17 protein-coding genes and 2 pseudogenes are annotated in these 17,040 nt (G+C 71.0%); 13 read left to right on the top strand and 6 right to left on the bottom strand.

The window, feature by feature from the left end:
• Positions 1 to 92 precede the first annotated feature (92 nt).
• The 5 genes from ACZ499_RS22010 (at position 93) to ACZ499_RS21990 (ending at position 4,893) form a co-directional block, all read left to right on the top strand.
• Positions 93 to 2,093, top strand: coding sequence for an RICIN domain-containing protein (locus ACZ499_RS22010; RefSeq protein ID WP_468677197.1), 2,001 nt, complete (start codon positions 93 to 95; stop codon positions 2,091 to 2,093).
• Positions 2,094 to 2,162: 69 nt separating this feature from the next.
• Entirely contained in the window at positions 2,163 to 2,717 is a 555-nt protein-coding gene (locus ACZ499_RS22005; RefSeq protein WP_468677195.1) for a hypothetical protein, read from the top strand.
• A 38-nt stretch (positions 2,718 to 2,755) separates the two neighbouring features.
• Positions 2,756 to 3,631 carry a papain-like cysteine protease family protein gene (locus ACZ499_RS22000; protein WP_468677193.1) on the top strand — a complete coding sequence of 292 codons (876 nt, stop codon included), beginning with the start codon at positions 2,756 to 2,758 and terminating at the stop codon, positions 3,629 to 3,631.
• 10 nt (positions 3,632 to 3,641) lie between these two features.
• Positions 3,642 to 4,508 (top strand): hypothetical protein, encoded by an 867-nt coding sequence (locus ACZ499_RS21995; RefSeq protein WP_468677192.1) that lies wholly within the window; start codon positions 3,642 to 3,644, stop codon positions 4,506 to 4,508.
• Positions 4,399 to 4,893, top strand: a complete 495-nt coding sequence (locus ACZ499_RS21990; protein ID WP_468677419.1) for a group II intron maturase-specific domain-containing protein — start codon at positions 4,399 to 4,401, stop codon at positions 4,891 to 4,893. The genes ACZ499_RS21995 and ACZ499_RS21990 overlap by 110 nt, the downstream gene beginning before the upstream one ends.
• Here ACZ499_RS21990 and ACZ499_RS21985 read toward each other — a convergent pair.
• A pseudogene (locus ACZ499_RS21985) lies at positions 4,870 to 5,013 on the bottom strand (IS256 family transposase); the annotation flags it as partial. The gene ACZ499_RS21990 and the pseudogene ACZ499_RS21985 sit on opposite strands and share 24 nt — an antisense overlap.
• Before the next feature lie 307 nt (positions 5,014 to 5,320).
• Here ACZ499_RS21985 and ACZ499_RS21980 point away from each other — a divergent pair.
• The 3 genes and pseudogenes from ACZ499_RS21980 to ACZ499_RS21970 all read left to right on the top strand — a co-directional run.
• The gene (locus tag ACZ499_RS21980) at positions 5,321 to 6,838 is read left to right on the top strand and encodes an MFS transporter (protein ID WP_468677190.1); all 1,518 of its coding nucleotides are present in this window, start codon (positions 5,321 to 5,323) and stop codon (positions 6,836 to 6,838) included.
• Positions 6,720 to 7,397 carry a TetR/AcrR family transcriptional regulator gene (locus tag ACZ499_RS21975; protein ID WP_466182285.1) on the top strand — a complete coding sequence of 226 codons (678 nt, stop codon included), beginning with the start codon at positions 6,720 to 6,722 and terminating at the stop codon, positions 7,395 to 7,397. Before ACZ499_RS21980 ends, ACZ499_RS21975 begins: the two co-directional genes overlap by 119 nt.
• Before the next feature lie 55 nt (positions 7,398 to 7,452).
• Positions 7,453 to 7,725: pseudogene (locus ACZ499_RS21970) on the top strand (DUF1330 domain-containing protein); the annotation flags it as partial.
• A 381-nt stretch (positions 7,726 to 8,106) separates the two neighbouring features.
• On the opposite strand, the gene ACZ499_RS21965 reads toward ACZ499_RS21970, so the two are convergent.
• Positions 8,107 to 9,072, bottom strand: coding sequence for a pirin family protein (locus ACZ499_RS21965; RefSeq protein ID WP_468677189.1), 966 nt, complete (start codon positions 9,070 to 9,072; stop codon positions 8,107 to 8,109).
• 142 nt (positions 9,073 to 9,214) lie between these two features.
• Here ACZ499_RS21965 and ACZ499_RS21960 point away from each other — a divergent pair, with 142 nt between their 5' ends.
• From ACZ499_RS21960 to ACZ499_RS21950, 3 genes are all read left to right on the top strand, one after another.
• A complete protein-coding gene (locus ACZ499_RS21960) occupies positions 9,215 to 9,568 on the top strand; it encodes a tetratricopeptide repeat protein (protein ID WP_468677187.1) in 354 nt (117 codons plus the stop codon).
• 86 nt (positions 9,569 to 9,654) lie between these two features.
• Complete coding sequence (locus tag ACZ499_RS21955) at positions 9,655 to 10,737, top strand: magnesium and cobalt transport protein CorA (protein WP_468677417.1); 1,083 nt, start codon at positions 9,655 to 9,657, stop codon at positions 10,735 to 10,737.
• A 123-nt stretch (positions 10,738 to 10,860) separates the two neighbouring features.
• The gene (locus tag ACZ499_RS21950) at positions 10,861 to 11,910 is read left to right on the top strand and encodes a M4 family metallopeptidase (RefSeq protein ID WP_468677185.1); all 1,050 of its coding nucleotides are present in this window, start codon (positions 10,861 to 10,863) and stop codon (positions 11,908 to 11,910) included.
• A 16-nt stretch (positions 11,911 to 11,926) separates the two neighbouring features.
• Here the strand turns inward: ACZ499_RS21950 and ACZ499_RS21945 are convergent, their stop codons facing one another.
• Positions 11,927 to 12,403: a GNAT family N-acetyltransferase gene (locus ACZ499_RS21945; protein WP_468677183.1), complete on the bottom strand. Its 477-nt coding sequence runs from the start codon at positions 12,401 to 12,403 to the stop codon at positions 11,927 to 11,929.
• 10 nt (positions 12,404 to 12,413) lie between these two features.
• Positions 12,414 to 12,968: a DUF1990 family protein gene (locus ACZ499_RS21940; RefSeq protein ID WP_468677181.1), complete on the bottom strand. Its 555-nt coding sequence runs from the start codon at positions 12,966 to 12,968 to the stop codon at positions 12,414 to 12,416.
• A gap of 207 nt (positions 12,969 to 13,175) precedes the next feature.
• On the opposite strand from ACZ499_RS21940, the gene ACZ499_RS21935 reads away from it, so the two are divergent.
• Positions 13,176 to 14,063, top strand: coding sequence for a nuclease (locus tag ACZ499_RS21935; protein WP_468677179.1), 888 nt, complete (start codon positions 13,176 to 13,178; stop codon positions 14,061 to 14,063).
• 21 nt (positions 14,064 to 14,084) lie between these two features.
• On the opposite strand, the gene ACZ499_RS21930 is transcribed toward ACZ499_RS21935, so the two are convergent.
• On the bottom strand, positions 14,085 to 15,518 hold the full coding sequence (locus tag ACZ499_RS21930; protein ID WP_468677177.1) for a dihydrolipoyl dehydrogenase family protein: 1,434 nt from the start codon (positions 15,516 to 15,518) through the stop codon (positions 14,085 to 14,087).
• Positions 15,519 to 15,655: 137 nt separating this feature from the next.
• Here ACZ499_RS21930 and trxA point away from each other — a divergent pair, with 137 nt between their 5' ends.
• Entirely contained in the window at positions 15,656 to 16,033 is a 378-nt protein-coding gene (trxA, locus tag ACZ499_RS21925; protein WP_385535168.1) for a thioredoxin, read from the top strand.
• A 16-nt stretch (positions 16,034 to 16,049) separates the two neighbouring features.
• Here the strand turns inward: trxA and ACZ499_RS21920 are convergent, their stop codons facing one another.
• A complete protein-coding gene (locus ACZ499_RS21920) occupies positions 16,050 to 16,979 on the bottom strand; it encodes an AEC family transporter (protein WP_468677175.1) in 930 nt (309 codons plus the stop codon).
• Positions 16,980 to 17,040: the final 61 nt, after the last annotated feature.

Below are 17,040 nucleotides of genomic sequence, written 5' to 3'. Positions count from 1 at the left end.
ACTTCCGGCCAACCACAACTCCCCCACAGAAATGAGGTGTGGCCTTGTCCGGTCGCAGAAGACAGGTGCAGCAACGGCGACGAAGACGCGGCATGCTCGTCGCAGCGGTAGCCGTCACGGCGGGAGCACTCGCCGGTACAGCGGCGCTCGGTGGCGTCTTCGACCACCACTCGTCCCGACCTGAGATCACCGCGGCACGGGCCGCGGTGGACGGTCCCGCTCCGGCACCCGCGCACGACAAGACCCCAGAACCGGTGGCCCGAATACCCAACGACGACCGCACGCGCGGCCTGGTCTACAAGGGCCTGAGTTCCGCGCCCAAGGGTGACCGTTGCGCCGGCGTCCTGCGCACCGCCGACGGCCGGTGCACGCACGGTCCCGACAAGCCCCCCAAGGGGGTGGACATCTCCAAGGACACGCCACCCGCCGTGAAGGCACAGGGAGCGGCCGGAACACCAAGCCGCCCCGCCACCCAGAAACCCTCCACGGAACAGCCGTCCTCCGGCACCACGGCATCTGTGGACGCCCGCCAGGCGGGCACCGCCGCCAAGACGCCGCCCGCCGCCCCCACCCGGGGCACCGGAAGCGGGAAGGCGGCGCCGGGTGGTCAAGCGGTGCAGTGCGACGGCGACGGGAGCACGGGCAACCGGGTACAGGTGGTGTACGCGCACGGTCCCGGCAACGACCGGTACGGCGAGTACCTGGCGTCGTTCCGCAGGTGGGCCGCCGACGCCGACACCATCTACTTCGCCAGCGCGCAGGAGACCGGGGGCGTACGGCACATCCGGTACGTGACCGGAGCCGACTGCACGCCGTCCGTGCTCAACGTGGAGGTGGCGAGCTCGGCACTCGCCGAGTTCGGTGCTCTGAACTCCGCACTCGCGCAGAAGGGTTTCGACCGGCGCGACCGCAAGTACATGATCTTCGCGGACGCCAAGGTCTACTGCGGCATCGGAACCTTCAACGGTGACGAGCGCCCCGGCGCCGCCAACCTCAGCAACTTCGGCCCCTCCTACGGCCGCACGGACGCCGGCTGCTGGAGCGGTTCCACCGCGGCGCACGAGCTCGGACACAACCTCGGTGCGGTGAACAACAGCGCACCGAACAGCAGCCGAGGGGCGCACTGCACCGACGAGTGGGACATCATGTGCTACTCGGACACGCCGTACTACCCCACCATGCGCAACGTCTGTACCGAGCGGAGCCAAGACGAGCGCCTGGACTGCAATCACGACGACTACTACAACACCAGTCCACGGGCGGGCAGTTACCTCGCCACACACTGGAACGTCGCGAACAACCAGTTCCTGATGACCGGCGGTGGAACCCGGCCCGACCCGGACCCGAGCCCTACCCCGACCCCGAAGCCGACCCCGACGCCGACCGGCAGCACCGGACCGACGACGGGCCCCGTCCCGGTCCTCGGGCAGCTGACGTCCGACTCGGCCGTGGTCAGCTGGCCGGCGGCGTCCTCCGTAGCCTGGTATCAGCTCCTGCTCAACGACAGCCACCTGGCATGGGTCCAGCCCAACTCGGCGCGGGTCTACAACCTGCGGCCCGACACCGACTACAGGCTCGCCGTCTCGGTCCGCGACCAGGCCGGCCGCGACTCCGGACCCGGCCGCGCGCTGTCGTTCCACACCCCGCCCGTCGGCGGCACCGCTACCAAACCCGGCACGCGGTACACGCTGACCAATGGTCACACGGGGCTTGCGGCTGAGATCTGGGGCGGCGGGAGCGCGGACGGTACCGTCCTGGTCGGTTCCCAGCCCAATGGGTTCACCCCTCAGCAGTGGTACTTCGATGACGTTGCCGGCGGCAGTGCGCGCCTTCGCTCGGCCGTGTCGGGCAAGTGCCTGCAGATCGGCGGTGCCGCGGCCCCCGGCCAGTGGGTCGCCCAGCAGCCCTGCTCCGGCAGTGACGCCCAGCAGTGGCGACTCACCAAGTCGGGAACCGGCCTGCGCCTGACCGCCAAGAACAGCTCACTGGTCCTGGGCGTCGGCAATAGCCCGTACTACGGAGCCTGGCTGCTCGAACTCCAGGACCCGGACACCTCCAACTACCAGAACTGGGCCCTGCAGAAAGCATCCTGACCCCCCACTAACGGCAGGGGCCGTCCTCATACGGCCCCTGCCACCCCCTCACACCGGAGCCACCCCCTCATGCCCGATCGCCGCTTCACGGCAGTGACCGCCGCCCTCACCGGCCTGCTCCTCCTGGGCTCCGCGGCCACGGCACACGCCCACGGCGACACCATCCATCTGACCGTCACGGGCGTGTCCGCCGGCCACCCCGTCACCAAGGCGACCTGGGAGGACGACGGTCACCCCGTCAACGACAAAGTCGCCGGCACCCTCACTGCCACCTCGGCCGACGGCACCAGCGTCGGGCCCTGGCGGTTCGTACCAGTAGCCGGTGAGCCCGGAACGTTCACCACCGCCGAAGCTCTGCCCGCCGGTCACTGGACCATCACGGCACAGACGGCCTTCCCGGCGCTCGGCCGCGCCGAGTCCCAGGCCGAGGTGGCCCCCGCGTCGGTCGCCCCGTCGCCCGCCGCGCCGGCAGCGGCAACACCTCCGGCGGCAGCACCTCGTACCGAATCCGACGGCGGACCGGGCGTAGGCACCCCGTTGGCCATCGGCGGCGCCGCCCTGTTCGTCGCCATCGGTGGCCTCGCCATATTCCGAGTGCGGCGCCGCCGGAACCGCCCTTCCTGATCAGGACGACCCACTTGATCAAGACAAAGGAACCCCCCATGCACAGATTCCGCAGGACTTCCCGCATACCCGCTCATACGCCGACCCGCAGGCCGGCCCGCAGAAGGACACTCGCGTCCACAGTGGCCGCCGCCCTGTCCGCCGGCCTCCTGCTGGCCGTCGCCCCGCAGGCCCAGGCCGCCATCACCGGAACAGTCGTCGGCGGGCAGGGGAACTTCACCACCGTCAACCAGCGTTCTCTGCCCACCCTGTCCTCCAACGTCACCGGCAGCTCTCCGATCGGCGACCACATCCCGATGGTCTGCCGGACCACCGGCGACGCCGTGGAGAACAACTCGCGCTGGATCTGGTCCGGCGCGTACTACCTCGCCGACGCGTTCATCCGCGAGGACACCGGCAGCCTGCCAGTCTGCAGCTCCACCCGGCCCACCAGCTGGACGGCCCTCAACATCGGTATGCAGAAGCAGGTCCAGAACCAGTGGTGTTGGGACGCCTCCGGCCTCACCATCGCCAACTACTGGGGATACACCGGCTACACCCAGTACGACTTCTGCCGACTGGCCGCCCAGAACAGCTGGCTGGACTGCAACAACCAGCCCGCCACGCTCGACGACATGGCCAACGCGCTCAAGAACATGGGCTTCCGCAACAGCGGCACCGACCTGTACCGCAGCGCGTCCTTCAGCGAGACCCAGAACGAGATCGCGAACGGGCGCCCGTTCGCCGTCCGCATCGGCTGGACCTCCGGCGGCGGCCACATGAACGTCATCTACGGCTACGACAGCACCAGCAACATGGTGGCAGTCGGCGACCCGTGGCCCAGCACCCAGACCTATACCTGGTGGAACTACTCCACCTACGCCGGAAACAACTCCTTCCGGTGGACCCACACGCGCACAGGCATCCACGGCTAGGGGACCCACCATGCACCGTACAACCACACGCGCCGCCATCCTGTTCGCAGCCGCTGCCGCCACCCTGTGCGCGGGCGCTCCCGCGCAAGCCGCCGATCGCCCCACCGCACCCGCCGCGACCGACTACACCGCCGCTCAGCAAGTGCTGCGCTCCGGCCAGGTCCACGACACCGTCTCCCGCTTCCTGACGGCCGCCGAGCACCGTACGCCGGCCGCCGGCGCAGACGGCGGCACGGCCGGCAACCCGCGCGGCCTCGTACAAGCCCCCACCACCTCACCCGGTTTCGACCTCAAGAAGCCCGTGCCGCTCTACGAACTCGCACCCGAGTTCGTCACCGGTAAGACCAAGCCGACCGCCGCCTCGGCTCTGCGGCTCTCCTACCTCGTCTCCCGTGTCTCCGCGGCCAATGGCCACCAGGCCGCCGTCCTGCTCGCCCAGAAACAGGGCGGCCACGCCTGGGAGCTGGCGGGGATCCGCGACGGCGACGCAGACGTCAGCACCGCCGAGCGCGGCACCGATCAGGCACAGACCTTCATGGAGCCTCAGATCCACGCCTGGTACCGGGTGACCAGCACCGGCACCGTCGAGCCACTCAACAAGGAGGCCGGCGTGGCCCTCCAAGGCAAGCCGCAGGTCACCCTCAAGGCCTACCAGCAACTCGTCGCCAAGCGCTACAGCGACAAGCTCCCGGGCTCGGCCTACGACCGCAAGGGCCTCGCCGGCGGCTACGCCCCCGTCGAAGACCAGCCCGCCACCACGACGGCCGCTGCCGCCGGCCCCGCACGTCCCTGGCTCCCAGCCGCCTCGGCCTCGGTCGCCGTGTCGGCGGCAGGCGGAACGCTATTCCACCTGCGCCGCCGACGTCGCTCAGCCTAAAACCCACTGCGGTCCGGCCCCCCTTGGCGGAGGCCGGACCGTCGATGGGCGACGTCACTTCACGCACTACGTTTATACGAGGCGGACCGGGGAGCTCGCACGCTGGGTCAACCCCAGAGTGGCCGGCCGGATCAACTACTTCGGCCGCTTCCGGCCGTGTGAACTGCATCCCTTCTTGATACGCATCAACGCCTACCTGGTGCGCTGGATCCGTCAGAAGTGCAAGCGACTCAAGGCCAAACGGAGGGTCACCGGGAAACTGCGGGAGATCGCCCGGCGATACCCCCCGCCGGGCGGCTTGGTCATCAGTCAGCTGGTGGCGGGTCAATGGGGATTGTGCCCCTTCTTGTGGTGTAGCCGATCAGTTGGAGGGCGTGTCGGGTAGTGCGGGGGCTTGTTCGGGGAGCTCGGCGGGGTAGAGCCGGTCCATGCTGCCTTCGGGGAGGTAGCGGCGGGGGAAGGCGATCCATTCGTCGTGCAGTTCGAAGAGCACGGCGGTGACCAGTGTTACGAGCCAAGCTCCTCGTCAGGGGCTGCTGAAGCGGGAGGAGCGCATGATCGCCGAGCTGACCCGGAGTGGCGCGGGTTGACCTCCCGTCACCAGCGGGTGCGATCTCCGTCACCCGATTGCGTCCGCGCCGCAATACGGAGTGATTCGCTCCGGGGTGCAGGGCTGCGGGTCTGTCGGCCAATGCCCCTTGCAGGGTGAATGGCGTTCACCTATGTTGGTGAACGCCATTCACCTCGGAGGGGGTCCCGCTGTGCCCGCTGATTCGCATCCGTCGACGGCTCCGATCGCTGACCGTGGCGTCATGGCCGTGCTGGCGGCCGGCGGCATCGTCACCACGCTGGTGCAGACCGCGATCGTGCCGCTGCTGCCGCAGTTGCCCCGGCTGACCGGTGCGGCCCCGGTCGATGTCGGGTGGGTGGTCACGATCACGCTGCTGACCGGTGCGGTCGCCACCCCGCTGCTGGGGCGGGCCGGGGACATGTACGGCAAGCGGCGGATGCTGCTGCTCGCGCTCGGGGCGCTTGCCGCCGGATCGTTGGTGTGTGCGTTCGCCTCCACGCTTCCGTGGCTGCTGGCGGGGCGGGCGCTGCAGGGTGTGGGTGCGGCGGTGGTGCCGCTGGCGATCAGTTTCCTGCGGGGTGTGCTGCCGCCGCAGCGGACGGGTTCGGCGGTGGCGCTGATGAGTTCGACGGTGGGCATCGGTGCGGCGCTCGGGCTGCCGCTGGCCGCGCTGCTGGTGCAGTACGCGGACTGGCACGCGATGTTCTGGGCCATGTCCGTGCTCTCGACGGGAGTGCTCGCCCTGGCCTGGCGGCTGCTGCGGGAGGAGCCGGTCCGGTCGCCGGGGCGTTTCGACCTGCCGGGGGCGTTCGGGCTGAGTACGGGGCTGGTGCTCTTGCTGCTGGCGCTGTCCAAGGCGGGGGAGTGGGGCTGGGGCAGTTGGCGGACGCTGGGACTGTCGGGGGCGGCGCTGCTGATCCTGACCGGCTGGACCGTGCACCAGCGCCGTGCGCCGCGGCCGCTGGTGGACGTGCGGCTGGCGACGCGTCCGGCAGTGCTACTGCCGCACCTTGCCGCGCTGCTGGCCGGATTCGCCTTCTATGCCAACTCCCTGGTCACCGCGCAACTGGTCCAGGCGCCTCGGGCCACCGGGTACGGGCTGGGGCTCTCGATGGTGGCGGCGGGCGCCTGTCTGCTGCCCAGCGGTGTGATCATGGTGCTGTGCGCCTCTCTGTCCGCTCGCATGTCCGCCGCCCGCGGGGCCAAGGCCACCCTCGCCCTGGGCACGGTGGTCATCGCGGCCGGCTACGGTTTGCGCTTCGCCGACAGTCGGCAGCTGTGGGCGGTCATCGCGGGCGCGGCCGTGGTCTCGGTCGGCACGGCGCTCGCCTACTCCGCACTGCCCATGCTGATCATGCGGGCGGTGCCGCTGGAGCAGACCGCCGCAGCGAACGGCCTCAACGTCCTAATGCGCACCATCGGGCAGGCCTTGTGCAGTGCGGTGGTGGCCACCGTGCTGGCCCAGCACACCCGTCTGTTCACCGCCCCGGCGGGCGCGGCCGTGTCGGCGCCGACCCTGGACGGGTACCGCACGGCCTTCGCCGCAGCGGGTGCGGTCGCGCTGCTGGCCTGTGCGGCGGCCTGCCTCATCCCGCGCCCGCCGCGGCCCGCGCTGTTCCCCCTCCAGGAGACTGAACCAGATGCCCGACCCGAACTCCGCCTCCCCTCGCAGCGCCCGCCCGCGGACGACGTCCAAGAAGCAGCTGACCCCAGCGCCGACGCCCGACTCGGACCCGGACCGGCCGGCACGACCGCGTGACGCCGACGCGCGCCGCGCGGACATCCTCGACGCAGCCCGGCGGGCCTTCGCACGCCACGCCTACGCCGACACCACCATCGCCGCCATCGCCGCCGACGCAGGCGTCAGCCCGGCGCTGGTGATGAAGTACTACGGCACCAAGGAGCACCTGTTCACCCAGGTCTTCACCTTCGACGCCGACGCCTCCGCCCTCTTCGACGCCCCCCTGGACCGCCTCGCCCGGCACATGGTCCTGCATCTGCTGGCCACCCAACGCGGCCAGACCCGCGACCCGATCCTGCGCATCGCCTTCTCCCGCCACCACCTGGAGCTCGGCGGGCAGGCACGGGCCAACTTCCGCACCCAGGTCATCGACGCCCTCGCCGCCCACCTCCCCGGCCCGGGCGCCCCGCTGAGGGCGGAGATGGCCATCGGCGTGCTGCTCGGCCTCGGCGCCCTCTACGCGACCGTCCAGGCCGACCAGCTCACCCGGCTCGACCCCGAGGAGGTCGCCGACCTCTACGTCCCGCTGCTGCAGCCCCTGCTCTGCGGCGACTCCCCGGCCCTCGCGTCCGAATAAGCCCATCCTGCCAACGGCGAACGTCGGCACAGAACTTCACAACACTGAGGCTTCCGTGGCCAAGGGCTACTGGGTCAGCGCCTACCGCACCATCTCCGACCCCGAGAAGCTGGCTGCCTACAACAAGCTGGCCGGTCCGGCCGTCCAGGCCGCGGGCGGACGGCTCCTCGCCCGTGGCGGCCGGGCCGTCGCACACGATGCCGGAATCGCCGAACGCACTGTCCTGATCGAGTTCGACAGCTTCGAACGGGCCGTCGCCGCACGCGAGAGCGAGGCCTGCCAGGAGCTCAACAATGGCGGCCCCGATGGGCGTCAGCACAAGCTGCGGCCTACCCCCGCATTGTTCGGTGCCCACAGCCTGCACGCGGTGACCGCTCCCCGGTCGCACTCTTCCAGACCTCATGCTGGGCCAGACTGGACCGATGGCGACGAGGACGAAGCGCCCTCACTCAAGGCTTCAGAGCGAACGGGCGAGGACCCGCGATCCACCAACGACGGGAACGGCTCGACCGTAACTGACGCAGCATCAGGAAAGTCGGCATTGAGTCAGCATCCACATTGCCAGACCCTGTAGCAGGCTGCTGAACATTCAACGAAGAGCCCCCGACTGCCGAGCAGCTCGAAGGGCTCTTCGTCACCCTGCCCAAGTCGACACGGCAATGTCATCCAGGGCCGCAAGCACCTTCAGCCCGAAGGACATCAGAGCAGGTCAGCGCGCCCTCCCCCGCGCCTTCAACGGCACCGGCGGCAGCGCAGGGGCCGAAAGCCGCCCCCCGTCGTACCCCTTCACCTCACCGAAGCGCGCCCCCTCCATCCACTCCCGCCGCGCCTCCTCGATGTCCGCCTGCGACCGCCCGATGAAGTTCCACCACATCACGATCTCCTCCTCGAACGGCTCGCCACCCAGGAGCATGAGGGATGCGTCCGAGGGGGCGCGCAGGGGGAGTTCGGTGCGGCCGCAGCCGAGGTAGAGCATGGAGCCGGGGAGGACCGGGACGCCGTCCACGTGGGCCTCGCCGGACATCGACAGGACCGCGTACTCGAAGTCGGGGTCGAGGGGCAGAGCGAGGTCCGCGCCGGCCGTCAGGGTCAGGTCGGCGCCCACCAGGGGGGTGTAGATCGTGCCCGGCGACGCCGCGCCGTCGAGCTCGCCCAGGATCACCGTGGCCTTCAGGCCCGGGGCGCTGACCGTGGGCAGGTCCGCGTGGTGCTGGAAGTGCGGCTCCGTGTGGCGGTGCGCGTCGGGCAGGGCGACCCAGAGCTGGGCGCCGTGCAGCAGACGGGCGTGCGGGCGGGGGCTCTCCTCGGAGTGGCTGATCGCCCGCCCCGAAGTCATCAGCCCGAGCTCGCGCGGGCGTACGGTCTGCAGACTGCCGAGGCTGTCGCGGTGCAGCACCTCGCCCTCGTGCAGCCAGCTCACCGTCTGCAGCCCCATGTGCGGGTGCGGCGGCACCTGCATACCGGGCTCGTCGGCGATGTCGTCCGGACCGTAGTGGTCGACGAAGGCCCAGGCGCCGACCATGCGGCGGCCGAGGTTCGGCAGCAGCCGGCGGACCTCGGTGGACTCGCCGAGCTTGACGGTGCGCGGCGAAAGCAGCTCGCGCACCGGCTCGGCGGCGACGAAGCCGCGGCCGCCGCACACGGAGACTGTGGCTTGACGATCGAGATTGCTCATGTCGGTCAACCTATTCCTGTCGGGACACCCGATGGCAGCCTCCCACGCGCACCGCACCCGTAAAGTTGTGGAATTTTCAACCACTGCCCCTTGTTGTGGCGTCCGTATCAGCATGGACAGGCCAGCTACGAGAGGACGTTCCGTGGTCGACAGCTACTACGAGTCCGGCACCACCGCCGAGCGCTGGGACCGCGCCCAGCTGTTCTTCGAGGCCAAGGAGTACGTCACGGCCGTACGCATCCTGACCGGCATCGTCGACGAGGTGCCCGGGCAGGTCGCGCCGAGGCTGCTGCTCGCCCGCGCCTACTACCACTCCGCCCAGCTCAAGAAGGCCGAGGCCGAGCTGCGTGCCGTGCTGGAGCGCGACCCCGTCGAGCAGTACGCGACGCTGATGCTCGGCCGCACCCTGGAGCGCCAGGGCCGGCCCGGGGACGCGGCCCGCTATCTGCGCCTCGCCGCCGCCTTCGACGGGGAGGTCGCGGCGCAGCAGCGGTGACCTGCGGACTCGGCGCGCCGACGGCCCCTACAGGCGCGCATGGCACACTGGCCGATCGATCCGCCGAAGGAGTGCCAGCCGTGCCCGTGATCCGCAACCTCCGCAGGGCGGTCCGCCGTGCCTACCGCCGCACGGTGGACCTCAGCCACCCGGCCCGCTCGCCGCTCGGCAGCGCCGTGGTGAACTGCGTGGTCTACCGGGACGGGGTGCGCCAGCCGGGCGACTGCCCGGTGGACGAGGCCGTACGGCGGGTGCGCAAGGCCGGTGAGGGGTTCGTGTGGGTCGGGCTGCACGAGCCCAGCGCCGAGGAGTTCGCCGGGATCGCCGAGCTCTTCGAGCTGCATCCGCTGGCCGTCGAGGACGCGGTCCGCGCCCATCAGCGCCCGCAGGTCCAGCCGTACGACGACGTGCTGTTCGCGGCCTTCAAGACCGTCGGCTACGTCGAGCACGAGGAGCTGACCGCGACCAGCGAGGTCGTCGAGACCGGCGAGTTGATGATTTTCACCGGGCCCGACTTCGTGGTCACCGTGCGGCACGGCAAGCACGGCTCGCTCGGTCCGCTGCGCGAGGCCCTGGAGGAGACGCCCGACCAGCTCGCCAAGGGCCCGGCGGCGGTGCTGCACGCCATAGCGGACCACATCGTCGACGACTACCTCGTGGTCATCGACGCCATGCAGGACGACGTGGACGCCGTCGAGACCGCCGTGTTCAGCGACACCGCCGGGCGCGGCGACGCGGGCCGCATCTACCAGCTCAAGCGCGAACTCCTGGAGTTCAAGCGGGCGGTGACCCCGCTCTACCGCCCGCTCCAGGCCCTGGCCACCACGCCGATGCCGCTCATCGGCCCGGACACCCAGCCGTACTTCCGCGACGTCTCCGACCATCTGTCCCGGGTCAACGAGCAGATCGGCTCCTTCGACGCGCTGCTCGACTCGATCCTCCAGGCCCATCTGGCGCAGGTGACGGTGGCCCAGAACGAGGACATGCGCAAGATCACGGCGTGGGCGGCGATCGTCGCGGTGCCGACGATGGTGTGCGGGATCTACGGCATGAACTTCGACAACATGCCGGAACTGCACTGGAAGTACGGGTACTTCCTCGCCCTCGCCGTCATGGCCGTCGCCTGCTTCGCCATCCACCGGGGCTTCCGCCGCAACGGCTGGCTGTGACCGGACGGGTGGCGGGCCGCCGTTACGGTCCGTAGAAGCGGCCGCTCCGACTCCGCCGCCGATTTTCAGCCAACTCGACTACAGGTATCACCGAAGCGGTCACGCTGTGCCACATTGCTTGACATGGAGACCAACACCGTGTTCTGCACCATCATCCCGCCCCATGTCCTCGACAAGCTCGCGCAGGCCGAGGACCCCGCCACGTTCGAGCCAGCCCGCCGCACCCTGGAGCACGACGCGCTCCAGCGCACCCGGCGCCGGATCACCACCGTGCGTGGCATGGCCGCCCCCACGGGCACGCCCTCCGACAAGCCCAACCGCACGATCTACGACGCCGCGGCGCAGGAGACGCTCCCCGGCACGAAGGTGCACGCCGAGAGCGACACGCCGTCCAAGGACGCGACCGTCAACCGGGCGCACGCCGGACTGGGTGCCACTTTCGAGCTGTATCTCAAGGCGTACGGCCGGCACTCGATCGACGACTCGGGACTGCCGCTGGACGCGACCGTCCACTACGGCGAGAAGTACGACAACGCGTTCTGGAACGGCGAGCAGATGGTGTTCGGCGACGGGGACGGCGAGCTCTTCCTCGACTTCACCATCCCGGTCGACGTCATCGGCCACGAACTCACCCACGGCGTCACACAGTTCACCGCCAACCTGGAGTACTTCGGGCAGTCGGGCGCGCTCAACGAGTCCATCTCGGACGTCTTCGGCTCGCTCATCAAGCAGTACGCGCTCGGGCAGTCCGCTGACCAGGCCGACTGGCTGATCGGCGCCGGGCTGCTCGGCCCGCGCATCCACGGCGAGGCGCTGCGGTCGATGAAGGCGCCGGGCACGGCGTACGACGACCCGCAGCTCGGCAAGGACCCGCAGCCCGCCACGATGGAGGACTTCGTGCGCACCAGCCGGGACAACGGCGGTGTGCACATCAACTCGGGCATCCCCAACCACGCGTTCTACCTGGCGGCCACGGCGCTGGGCGGCAACGCCTGGGAGCGGGCCGGGAAGATCTGGTACGCCACGCTGACCGGCGGCGAGCTGGCGAGCGACGCCAAGTTCGCCGACTTCGGGCGTCTCACGGTCGCCACCGCCCGCAGCCTCTACGGCGACGGCGACGAGCTCCAGGCCGTCACCAAGGCGTGGAGCCAGGTCGGGGTGCCGCTCACCTGAGGCGGCCCGGGACCGGTCAGGGAATCGGGATGTCCAGCTCGGGCCGGTCCCACATCACCGCGGGCGGGTTCGCACGGGCCGTGCCGGTCCGCAGCGCGCCCACGCTGCGGTAGAAGCCCTCGGCGGGCGGGTGCGAGACCACCCGGACGCGGTCGAGGCCGGCGGCCCGGGCCCGCCCGGTCATGTGCGCGACGAGCCGGCGCCCGATGCCGAGCCCCTGGGCGTCGTCGGCGACGAACATCAGGTCGAGCTCGGGCGGGGCGAGCAGCAGGGCGTAGAAGCCGAGCAGCCGGTCGTCGGCGCCGACCGCCACGTACACCTCGTGCGTCTCGATGTAGTCGGGTCCCACCCGGTAGCCCGCGACCATCGGGGCGTACGGGCCCTCGTACGCGCGTGACGACCGTACGAGCCGGGTGAGGCGCTTGGCGTCGCGCGCGACCGCGCGCCGGATCAGCATGTCCTCGCCACCCTTGCTCGTAATACGTGAGGTCATGCGGTGAGTATTACTGATGGGTCGCCGTGCGGGCGAACCGGGGCCGGGGCTCCGCGCCCTGGGCCAGCCTGCGCAGCACCGCCCCGCAGCGGCGGGCGTACAGCCTCTGGGCCACTGGGACCAGTGGACCGGCGAGGCGGGTGTACCAGCTCGCCGGGTGGCTGAAGGCGGTGACGGTGAACCAGACCTGGCCCCTGCCGTCGAGCTCCACGACGAAGGACTCCTCGCCGCACTCCGGGTGGCCCGGAAGCGTGCCGTAGGCAAAGCCGATCCGGTGCGGCTCCCGGTCGGTCCACACCACCCGGCACGGCGCCGCGATCCCGACCGGGCCGACGCCGAGCACGATGTCCACGGGGACGCCCGGCTCGGCCCGCCCGGACGGCGAGCGCACCGCGACGCCGAGGGCGCGGTGCATCCGCCACTCGGTGACGGCGGCTCCGGCGCGGTGCAGGGTGTCCGGCCCGTGGCCGATCCGCGTGCTGTGGTGGAGGTGGTGGTATCCGGCGGGCAGGCGGTACAGCCGGGTGCCGCCGACCTCGGGATAAGTGAAGGCGGGGACGCTCATGCGCTTACCGACCCCCATTCTGAACGCGTTCAGATACAGGGTGAGCCTACCTCGCATTGAACGCGTTCAACAAGGCGGTGGCCGGAGCGGACGGGGCGTACGCGCAACGGCGTACGGCGCTGTGCGCGCCGGGGCCCGGCGGACCGTAACTATCGCGCCGCACGGGCGCCCCCGGGGCCCGGGCGGCGGATGCTGGAGGTGCCCGGTGTGCAGGCTGAGGAGGCCGTCGTGGGAATGCTCGTGATCGAGGGAACGTACCGGGTCACCGGTGCCCGGCCGGACGGCGACTCCGTCCGCTTCTACCCGGCCGACCCCGCCCAGTGGGACCTCGTACCCGGGCCGCACCGCGTCCAGCGCAACCGGAGCGGCGGCGCCCAGCTGCGGCTCGACGGGATCGACACCCTGGAGACGCACTACATCCCGGCGCACGGCCGCGAGTCGCACCAGCCGGCGCCGTTCGCGGACCGGGCGGCCGACGCGCTCACCGCCTGGCTCGGCTTCACCGGCGTCGAGCGCGACGCCCACGGCACGGTCACCGCCTCCGAGCCCGTCCAGGCCCCGGGGTTCGTTCTCACCCGGGGCGCGGACCTGCACGGGCGCTGTGTCGCGATGGCGGGACGGGGCCCGGCGCCCGGCCCCGGCGGGCAGCAGCACTTCGTCGACGCGGCGCTGCTCCAGCAGACCGCCAACTTCGCCCAGTTGGCGGACGGGCTCGCCTATCCGACGTACTACACCAAGCTGTTCGTCGATCTGCGCGCGGCGATGACGGCCGCGGTGCAGGAGGCGCGCACGGCCGCCAACGGGCTGTGGCCGGTGGATCTGACCGCCAGCGGCGCGAAGATCGACGGGCCGGCCTCGCTCACCGAGAGCGCGGTCGTGCTCCCGAAGCTGTTCCGGCGCCTCGCGGACTATCTCGTCCTCGGCGCCGGGGACCCCTCGCTCGCCGGGTTCAAGGCGTTCCTCGACCAGCGCCCCGACCGCGTCCTGATCGTGTCGAAGGGGCAGTTCACCACCCTGTCGACGGTCGTGGAGGTCGCCGAGCAGACCGTCCGGATGACCGAGCCGCCGGAGAACCTCGTCTTCGAGGAGCGCTGACGACGACCTCCACGCGGGCGCCTACTGGTCGCGGTACGTCTCCAGGAGGCGCAGCCAAACCTCGCTGATCGTGGGATACGCCGGTACCGCGTGCCACAGCCGTCCGATCGGGACCTCGCCGGCGATCGCGACCGTGGCGGAGTGGATGAGCTCGCCCACGCCCGGGCCGACGAAGGTGACGCCGAGCAGGACCTCGCGGTCCAGGTCGACGACCATCCGGGCGCGGCCCCGGTAGCCCTCGGCGTACAGGCCCGCGCCCGCCACGCCGCTCAGGTCGTGGTCGACGGCCCGGACGCGGTGTCCGGCCGCCTCCGCCTCGGCGAGCGTCAGCCCCGCCGAGGCTGCCTCTGGGTCGGCGAAGACGACCTGGGGGACGGCGGCGCGGTCGGCGGTGGCCGCGTGGGCGCCCCAGGGGTCGGTCTCCAGGAGCGGAACCTTCGCCGCGCGCGCGGCGATCGCGGCGCCCGCGATCCTCGCCTGGTACTTGCCCTGGTGGGTCAGCAGCGCCCGGTGGTTGACGTCGCCCACCGCGTACAGCCAGTCGCTCCCCGCCACCTGGCAGGAGTCGTCGACCGGCAGCCAGGAGCCGGGCTCCATGCCGATGGTGTCCAGGCCGATGTCGTCGGTGCGCGGGGCCCGGCCGGTGGCGAAGAGGATCTCGTCCGCCTCGATGCGCCCGCCGTCGTCCAGGACGACCGTGACCGGGCCGGTGCTGCCTTCCCGTACGACCTCGGACACGGACACGTGCGTACGGACGGAGGCGCCCGCCTCCTTCAGCGCCTCGGCGACCAGCTCGCCCGCGAACGGCTCCATCTTCGGCAGCAGCCCGTCGCCGCGCACCAGGACGGTCACCTGCGCGCCGAACGCCTGCCAGGCCGTCGCCATCTCGACGCCGACCACTCCCCCGCCGACGACCACGAGCCGGCCCGGCACCTCCTGCGCGCTGGTGGCCTCGCGGCTGGTCCAGGGCCTGGCCCCGGCGATGCCGGGCAGGTCGGGCACGACGGCGCGGCTGCCGGTGCAGACGGCGACCGCGTGCCGGGCGGTCAGCACGTGGTGCTCGCCCTCGGGGCTGGTGACGCTGACCTTGCGGGTGCCGTAGAGGCGTCCGTGGCCGCGGTAGAGGTGGGCGCCGATACCGTCCAGCCACCGCACCTGCCCGTCGTCCTTCCAGTGCGAGACATAACTGTCGCGGTGCGCGAGCACCGCCGACACGTCCAGCGGGCCCTCCACGCTGCCGCGCAGGCCGGGCACCTTGCGCGCGTCCGAGCGCGCGATCACCGGCCGCAGCAGCGCCTTGCTGGGCATGCACGCCCAGTACGAACACTCGCCGCCGACGAGTTCGCTCTCCACCACGGCGGCGCTCAGGCCCGCCGCCCGCACCCGGTCGGCGAGGTTCTCGCCGACCGGTCCCGCTCCCAGCACCACCACGTCGTATTCCAGGGCTTCCGTCATACGCACAGTCTGGTGCGGGGAGTACCTCGGAGCCACAGGGGCAGCCGTTCGTCAGCGGAAAACACATGGAATACCACGACGGCGGCCGCCGTTGTGCGAAGCGGCTTCACGGTGAGGCCAGGAAGAGGGAGTGCGTGATGGCGACTGTGGAGCTGACCAAGGAGAACTTCGACCAGGTCGTGTCGGACAACGACTTCGTCCTGATCGACTTCTGGGCCTCCTGGTGCGGTCCCTGCCGGCAGTTCGGCCCCGTCTACGAGGCGGCCTCGCAGCGCCACGAGGACCTGGTCTTCGCCAAGGTGGACACCGAGGCCCAGCAGGAGCTGGCGGCGGCGTTCGAGATCCGCTCGATCCCCACGCTGATGATCGTCCGCGACAACGTGGCGATCTTCTCGCAGCCCGGCGCGCTGCCGGAGGCCGCTCTGGAGGACGTGATCGGCCAGGCGCGCGCCCTCGACATGGACGAGGTCCGCAAGTCGGTCGCGGAGGCCGACAAGGGCGAGCAGGGCGAGTAGGCGGCCCCCGCGCCTCTCAGCCCAACTGCCAGGCGATGAGCGACAGGGACACCATCGACAGGAGCGTCGAGAGCAGCACGGTGTCCCTGGGCAGCTCGGTGTCCAGGGAGTACTCGGACGCGAAGATGAACGCGTTCTGCGCGGTCGGCAGTCCGGCGCAGAGCACCACCGCGAACAGCGCGTGCCCGTCGAGCCCGAAGAGCCAGCGCCCCAGCGCGTAGGCGAGCAGGGGCTGTGCCGCGACCTTCAGCCCCACCAGGATCAACCGCTCGGTCCGGCCGTCGGCGTCGGGCCGGGCGCGCGCGTTCAGCGACATGCCGAGCGCGAAGAGCGCCGACGGGACGGCGCCGCCGCCGAGGATCTGGAGCGGCGAGACCACCTCTGCGGGCAGCCGCAGCCCGAGCCCGGCGACCATCAGCCCCAGGGCGGACGCCCCGATCACCGGGTTGCGGAAGGGGAGTTGGAGGATCCGCGTCCACCGCTCGCGCCCGGCCCGGCGTACGTCCAGCTCGATCAGGACCAGGATCAGCGGCGTGATGAAGAGCATCTGGAAGAGCGCGGCGGCGACGATGAACGAGGTGTCGTGCAGGACGTGCACGGCGACCGGAATGCCCAGGTTCGCGGAGTTCACATAGGACGCGGCCATCGCGCCTATCGCCTGCTCGCCGCGCTTGCGCCGGAACATCCAGCGACTGACGAGCAGCCCCGCCGCGAACACCGTGACCAGGCTCGCGGCGAAGACGGCCACGCCCGGCCGGGCCAGATCGCCCGGGTGCGAGCGCGACATCGTGAGGAACAGCAGCGACGGCATGGCGAAGGTGAACGCGAACCGGCCGAGCACGTGCTGCGCCTGCGCCTGGTCGCCGAGCACGTGGTAGCGCCCGGCGCCCCAGCCGCAGGCGGTGAGTGCCCAGATGGGCAGGAAGCCGGTGATCACTGAGTTCACCGCGTCAGCGTAGGCGCTCCGCTGGGGGTGCGGTTGGTCGGCTGCGGGTCGTCTGTGGGTG

Source organism: Streptomyces sp. NPDC031265 (genome assembly GCF_055570295.1).
Note: the sequence above shows the minus strand (reverse complement) of the source record. Positions and strands in the feature narration are given on the sequence as shown.

Coding starts and splice junctions, on each gene's coding strand:
- ACZ499_RS22010 (WP_468677197.1), top strand. CDS start 93: ATGCTCGTCGCAGCGGTAGCCGTCACGGCGGGAGCACTCGCCGGTACA.
- ACZ499_RS22005 (WP_468677195.1), top strand. CDS start 2,163: ATGCCCGATCGCCGCTTCACGGCAGTGACCGCCGCCCTCACCGGCCTG.
- ACZ499_RS22000 (WP_468677193.1), top strand. CDS start 2,756: ATGCACAGATTCCGCAGGACTTCCCGCATACCCGCTCATACGCCGACC.
- ACZ499_RS21995 (WP_468677192.1), top strand. CDS start 3,642: ATGCACCGTACAACCACACGCGCCGCCATCCTGTTCGCAGCCGCTGCC.
- ACZ499_RS21980 (WP_468677190.1), top strand. CDS start 5,321: ATGGCCGTGCTGGCGGCCGGCGGCATCGTCACCACGCTGGTGCAGACC.
- ACZ499_RS21975 (WP_466182285.1), top strand. CDS start 6,720: ATGCCCGACCCGAACTCCGCCTCCCCTCGCAGCGCCCGCCCGCGGACG.
- ACZ499_RS21965 (WP_468677189.1), bottom strand. CDS start 9,072: ATGAGCAATCTCGATCGTCAAGCCACAGTCTCCGTGTGCGGCGGCCGC.
- ACZ499_RS21950 (WP_468677185.1), top strand. CDS start 10,861: ATGGAGACCAACACCGTGTTCTGCACCATCATCCCGCCCCATGTCCTC.
- ACZ499_RS21945 (WP_468677183.1), bottom strand. CDS start 12,403: ATGACCTCACGTATTACGAGCAAGGGTGGCGAGGACATGCTGATCCGG.
- ACZ499_RS21940 (WP_468677181.1), bottom strand. CDS start 12,968: ATGAGCGTCCCCGCCTTCACTTATCCCGAGGTCGGCGGCACCCGGCTG.
- ACZ499_RS21930 (WP_468677177.1), bottom strand. CDS start 15,518: ATGACGGAAGCCCTGGAATACGACGTGGTGGTGCTGGGAGCGGGACCG.
- trxA (WP_385535168.1), top strand. CDS start 15,656: ATGGCGACTGTGGAGCTGACCAAGGAGAACTTCGACCAGGTCGTGTCG.